Genomic DNA, 5,258 nt, shown 5'->3' on the forward strand with positions numbered 1-5,258 from the left:
GGCGGCGCGCGACGACCTCTACGCCGTCCTCGAGGCGTTGACGAGGTCGGTCATCGACGTCTCCACCGCGCAGCGCGAAGCCGGGCCCGAGGCCCGCTTCGAGGTCTGGGCCAAGGCCAACTCGGAGTCCCTCGACCGCGCGAGGCGCTCCCTCGCCGGCATCACCCGCCTGGAGTCGCCGAACCTCGCCGCCCTGTCCGTCGCGCTGCGCACCCTGCGGGGCGTCGTCCGGTCCGGTTCGGGATCGGGGGCGGCCTCCGCCTGAGCCCGCTCCGCGGCCGCGATGCGGGCGGGAGTCCTGGCGCTGGCTCGGCGACCCGGTCCCGACCGCCTGGGCGGGACGTCCCGGGTTCTGCGGCCCGGTCGCCGGCGTGATCCGGGGCCGGGAGTCCGGCCCCGGCTCTCCGGTCGGGCGGGCTAGGCTGCACCGCGTGAGCCCGCTCAACACGCATCTGCGGGGCGTCTCGTCGCTCAGCAGCGCGCAGACGGACTGGCTCCACCTCCTCATCGGCGACTGGCAGCTCGTGTCCGACCTGTCCTTCGCCGACCTCGTCCTCCTCGTCCCTCATGAGGAGGACTGGCTCGTCGTCGCGCATGTCCGGCCGAACACGGGCCAGATGGTCTTCTACGACGACATCGTGACGACCGTGCTCCAGTCGGAGCGGAACCCGAAGGTGGGGGAGGCATACCGCACCGGACGGATCATCGGCATGGGCGGGCCGATCGTGCGCGGAGGCATCGACGTCGTCGAGGAGGCGATCCCCGTCGTGCGGGACGGCATACCGATCGCGGTCATGACCCGGCACACGCCGGTGACGATCCGCCGCGACCCGAGCCGAATGGAGGACACCTACCGCTCGCTCGCCGACGACCTCGTCACGATGATCGCCGCCGGGGACTTCCCGAGCGCATCGGCACCGACGGGTCTGCGCCGCGGCGCGCCGCGGGTCGGGGACGGCGTCGTGCGCCTCGACGAGGGTGGGTTGGTCCGGTATGCCAGTCCCAACGCCATCAGCGCGCTCCACCGCCTCGGGCATCACGAGGCGGTCCTCGACCGCAACCTCGCGCGGATCGTCACCGACCTCGTCCAGCACAGCGAGTCACCCGTCGACGAGACCCTCGCACTCGTCGTGACCGGCCGGGCTCCGTGGCGCTCGGAGGTCACGTCCCGGGGGGCGACAGTCACCATGCGCGCCATCCCGCTCATCCGGTCGCGGCAGCGCTTCGGCGCGCTCCTGCTGCTGCGGGACGTGTCCGAGCTCCGTCGGCGGGAGCAGGAGCTGCTGACCAAGGACGCGACGATCCGCGAGATCCACCACCGGGTCAAGAACAACCTGCAGACCGTCGCCGCCGTCCTCCGGCTCCAGGCCCGCCGCCTCCGGGAGCCGGAGGGACGTGCCGCCCTCGATGAGGCCGTCCGGCGGGTCGGGACGATCGCCCTCGTCCACGAGACCCTCAGCGAGGCCATCGCCGACGACGTGAACTTCGACGACATCGCCGTCAAGGGTCTGCGCGCCGTCGTCGAGGTCGCGACGGGGGAGCACCGGATCGACAGCGCCGTCTCGGGGTCCTTCGGTCTCATGCGCGCCGAGGACGCGACGACGCTCGCCATGGTCATCTCCGAGCTCGTCCAGAACGCCGCCGAGCACGGTCTCGGCGATCGGGAGGGGTGGATCACCATCCACGCCGACCGGTACACCGTTGCCGCGGAGGACGTCCTCGAGGTTCGGATCACCGACACCGGTCGCGGTCTTCCGGAAGGCTTCCGCCCGGGGTCGGGGCTGGGGAGCCAGATCGTTCAGTCGCTCATCGCGGACCTGCGAGGGACGATCACCTGGGCGAACGCGGCTCCCCACGGCGCGACCGTCCACTTCATGGCGAGGCTGCGCCCGCTCTCCCGGAAGACCTGACCGTCCAGCGCCCGCTCTCCCGGAAGACCCGACCGTCCAGCGCCCGCTCTCTCCCGCAAGACCCGACCGTCCAGCCGTTCCAGCCCGACCCACCCGAACCTGCTGGGCTCACCCGCTCCCGGGCGCGCCCACCCCTCCCGCCGCGCCCNCCCCTTCCCGCCGGGCTTACCGGCTCCCCGCCAGGCCCACGTCAACCTCGCACGTGCCGAGTTGTTGCTGCTCAGGATGCGCAAGGGCGACATCTTCTCGGCACGTGCGGATGTCGACGGGGGCAGGTGTGGGCTTGTCGTGGTCGGACCTCGCTTGGCGACCACGACAACCTCGCACGTGCCGAGTTGTTGCTGCTCAGGATGCGCGAGGGTGACATCTTCTCGGCACGTGCGGCAAGCCTGACGGGGGCGGGTGTGGGCTTGTCGTGGTCGGAACTCGCTTGGCGACCATGACAACCCCGCGCGCATACGGTGTCGGCCATCTGGTCGTCGGTCGCGGCAATCGGGGCTGGCGGGTGCCGAGCACCTAAGGGGTCGAAGCCCTTGTGGGGAAGCTGATATGAGCCAGGACTCTGGTCAGCTTCCCCAGAAGGATCTCAGCCGTGCCCGTGCGCGGCTGGCGACCACGACAACCTCGCACGTGCCGAGTTGTGGTAGCTCAAGATGCTGAGGGGCGACATCTTCTCGGCACGTGCCGACAACTCGACGGGGCGGGTGTGGGCTTGTCGTGGTCGGAACCGGCTGGTGACCACGACAACCTCGCACGTGCCGAGTTGTTGCTGCCCGGAATGGTTGGGGGCGACATCTTCTCGGCACGAGCGGGCAACTCGACGGGCGCACGGAGGCGCTTTCGTGGCCGTGGCCGTGGCCGCTTGGTCGGGTGGGGGGTCTGTGCGTCGGCGGTTCGGGAAGGGGCGAGCGGTACGTCCTGGACTCAGCCGGCTCGCCGGGCGCGGGCGTTCCGCCGCTTGAGGGCCCGGCGCTCGTCCTCGGACATCCCACCCCAGACCCCGGAGTCCTGACCGGTCTCCAATGCCCACTTGAGGCATTGGTCGATGACCTCGCACCGGCGGCACACGGCCTTGGCCTCCTCGATCTGCAGGATCGCCGGGCCGGTGTTCCCGATCGGGAAGAACAGCTCGGGGTCCTCGTCGAGGCAGGCAGCGCGGTCGCGCCAGTCCATGAAGATCGGCTCCTTGTCGCAGGGTCGTGAGACCCGCTCTGGTGGTGCCCGGTGACCGGGGGGTCGGTCTGGGGCGTCGTTGCGGGCGGGCGGAGGCCTGCGCAGCAATCCGGCGGGTCATGCTAGTAGATGGTGCCCCGCGGTGCACAGTGCCCACGGGCGGATACGAGACGCCCGGTCATCGTCGACCGGCCACGGCCGGGTTCGCACCCAAGGGGTCAACGGGCCGCGCACGGGGTTTGTTCCATCACCTAGGCTGCCGGACGTGAGCCCGAGCCCACGTCCCGACGATGTGTCGCAGATCACGCGCGGAACCCGCCGAATCCGGGCGATCGCCGCCCTCGTGTGTGGTGTGGAGGCGGTCGCCCTGCTCGGGTTCTGCGGCTTCTATCTCCTGGAGATCGCCCGCGGGGAGCAGGACGACACGACGCGAGCGCTGATGAGCGCCGTGCTCATCGCGCTCTTCGCGGTCGCCCTCGGGTTCCTCGCCATCCAATGGGTGAGATCATCGCCCTGGGTCCGGACTCCGACCATCGTGTGGAACCTCCTCCTGCTTCCCGTCACCTGGGGCCTCGTCCAGTCGGGGCGCGTGCCGGTCGCCCTGGCGGTGGGAGGGGTCGCGATCGTCGGACTCGGGGCCGCCATCCTCGCCGGAGACGCAGACGGCGGCCCTGACGGTGTCGGCGACGGCGGAGTCCACGGTGACGGAGGCCCGCGCGCCTGAGTACCTCGTGGGCGGCGGCCCGATGGTGGCCCTCACGGTCGCGACGCCGAGACTCCGGTGAGAAGAGGATCGGGGCAGGCCACCTGGAGAGCCGTGGACGCACCCCGGAGGACGAGGTGTCCGCGCCCGGCGTGTGGCTCCCGGGCCCGGGGCAGCCGCAGCCCGAACACGTCACCGTCGAGGGGTCCGGTCGGGGCGAGGAGCAGGCCGGTGCGGGGTCTGGCCACCTCGGCCACGACACCGCGGAAGAGGGTCCCGATGACCGCGGAGTCGGCGGCACACACGAGCAGTCCGCCGTCGCGCTCCACGCGGGCGGCCAGCTCGGTGAGCGCGACATCCATCGTCGTGCCGAGGAGCTGCTCGGCGTCGTCGACGAGAACGGCGAGGCGCGGGTCGGCACGGTGGGTGGACACGAGCCGCTCGACGTCGTCGGGTCCCAGCCTGGTGAGGGGCGGCTCGGGGGCAGACGCCCCGGGTCGCGCCGAGACGAGGACCGTCGTCAGGCCGGTGGCGGCGCACCGTGCGGCGATGGTGGCCAGGGCCGTGGTGCGCCCGCTCCCGCGCGGTCCGGCGACGAGGAGCCGACGCCCGTCGTCCGTGGGCCGGAACCCGACGGCGAGGCCGTTCTCGTCGCGGCCGACGAGGAGCTCCTGCGTCGCCGGGAGCTCGGACAGGGCGACGACATCGGGCAGCCGCCCGACGGTGAACGGGCGACAGGCGTCGCTGGACGGCAGGTCGGCGGCGAGCCCGTGGATGGCCTGCGTCTGGGCGCCGCCCGAGGGGTCGGCGCCCAGGTGTGCCACCTGGACCTCGAGGCCGTCCTCCAGGCGCTGCCCGCGTCCGGGTGGGCGCTCGGTGCCGTCCCGGCGTGGCAGGCCGGCGAGGCTCGCCTCCCCGGGATCGAGCCGACCCAGGGCGACTCGCGTTGTGCACATCCGGGCGGCCGCGCCGACGAGCAGGCCACGGCCACCCGTCACGACCGCGCCGAGACCCACGGCGCGGCCGTCCTCGAGGAGGCCGCGGAGCCGCTCGGTGAGGACGAGCACCTCGTGGTCGGCGGCTGCGGTGTCGGCGAGGGCGTCCCACCCGTCGACGACGAGAAGCAGCCAGGCCGGCGCCTCCTCGGGCGCGGACGTATGCCATTCCTCGAGGCGGGTCAGGCCGCGAGCGGTCAGGAGCCGTCGCCGGCGGGACACCTCCTCGGTGAGGCCCGTGAGGAGGCTCCGCAACCGGGAGAGGTCCTCGGCATCGACGACCGCTCCGACCTGCGGAAGGGACTCGAGGGCGGTGAGGGAGCGGCCGGCGTCGACGGCATACACCTGGACGGGCACGGGTGGGCCGAGCGCGATGGCCCCGGCCACGAGCGTCCGGACGAGCGTCGACCGGCCGGACCCCGGTGGGCCGGTGACTCCGAGGACGGCGCACTCGGCGGGTGACCACGACCAGACGGA

The 5,258-nt window shown here is 72.4% G+C and carries 5 protein-coding genes; 3 read left to right on the top strand and 2 right to left on the bottom strand.

Annotated features, from left to right (window positions below):
• Together BN12_RS23245 and BN12_RS23250 are read left to right on the top strand one after the other, a co-directional pair.
• Positions 1-265, top strand: a 265-nt coding sequence (locus tag BN12_RS23245) for an NAD-glutamate dehydrogenase domain-containing protein (RefSeq protein ID WP_048555820.1), incomplete at its 5' end; no start/stop codon positions are given.
• A 166-nt stretch (positions 266-431) separates the two neighbouring features.
• Positions 432-1,910: a sensor histidine kinase gene (locus BN12_RS23250; RefSeq protein ID WP_048552337.1), complete on the top strand. Its 1,479-nt coding sequence runs from the start codon at positions 432-434 to the stop codon at positions 1,908-1,910.
• Positions 1,911-2,834: 924 nt separating this feature from the next.
• Here BN12_RS23250 and BN12_RS23255 read toward each other — a convergent pair.
• On the bottom strand, positions 2,835-3,083 hold the full coding sequence (locus BN12_RS23255) for a WhiB family transcriptional regulator (protein WP_048552335.1): 249 nt from the start codon (positions 3,081-3,083) through the stop codon (positions 2,835-2,837).
• Between the two features lie 265 nt (positions 3,084-3,348).
• Between BN12_RS23255 and BN12_RS23260 the strand changes: the two genes are divergently transcribed.
• The gene (locus tag BN12_RS23260; protein WP_235432372.1) at positions 3,349-3,807 is read left to right on the top strand and encodes a hypothetical protein; all 459 of its coding nucleotides are present in this window, start codon (positions 3,349-3,351) and stop codon (positions 3,805-3,807) included.
• A 32-nt stretch (positions 3,808-3,839) separates the two neighbouring features.
• Here BN12_RS23260 and BN12_RS23265 read toward each other — a convergent pair.
• Positions 3,840-5,258, bottom strand: a 1,419-nt coding sequence (locus BN12_RS23265) for an FtsK/SpoIIIE domain-containing protein (RefSeq protein WP_048555821.1), incomplete at its 5' end; no start/stop codon positions are given.

It is taken from the genome of Nostocoides japonicum T1-X7 (genome assembly GCF_001046855.1).
Classification (GTDB): domain Bacteria; phylum Actinomycetota; class Actinomycetes; order Actinomycetales; family Dermatophilaceae; genus Nostocoides; species Nostocoides japonicum.

What these genes read in the sequence shown, in the direction of transcription:
- BN12_RS23255 (WP_048552335.1), bottom strand. Translation starts at nt 3,083, where the DNA reads ATGGACTGGCGCGACCGCGCTGCCTGCCTCGACGAGGACCCCGAGCTG.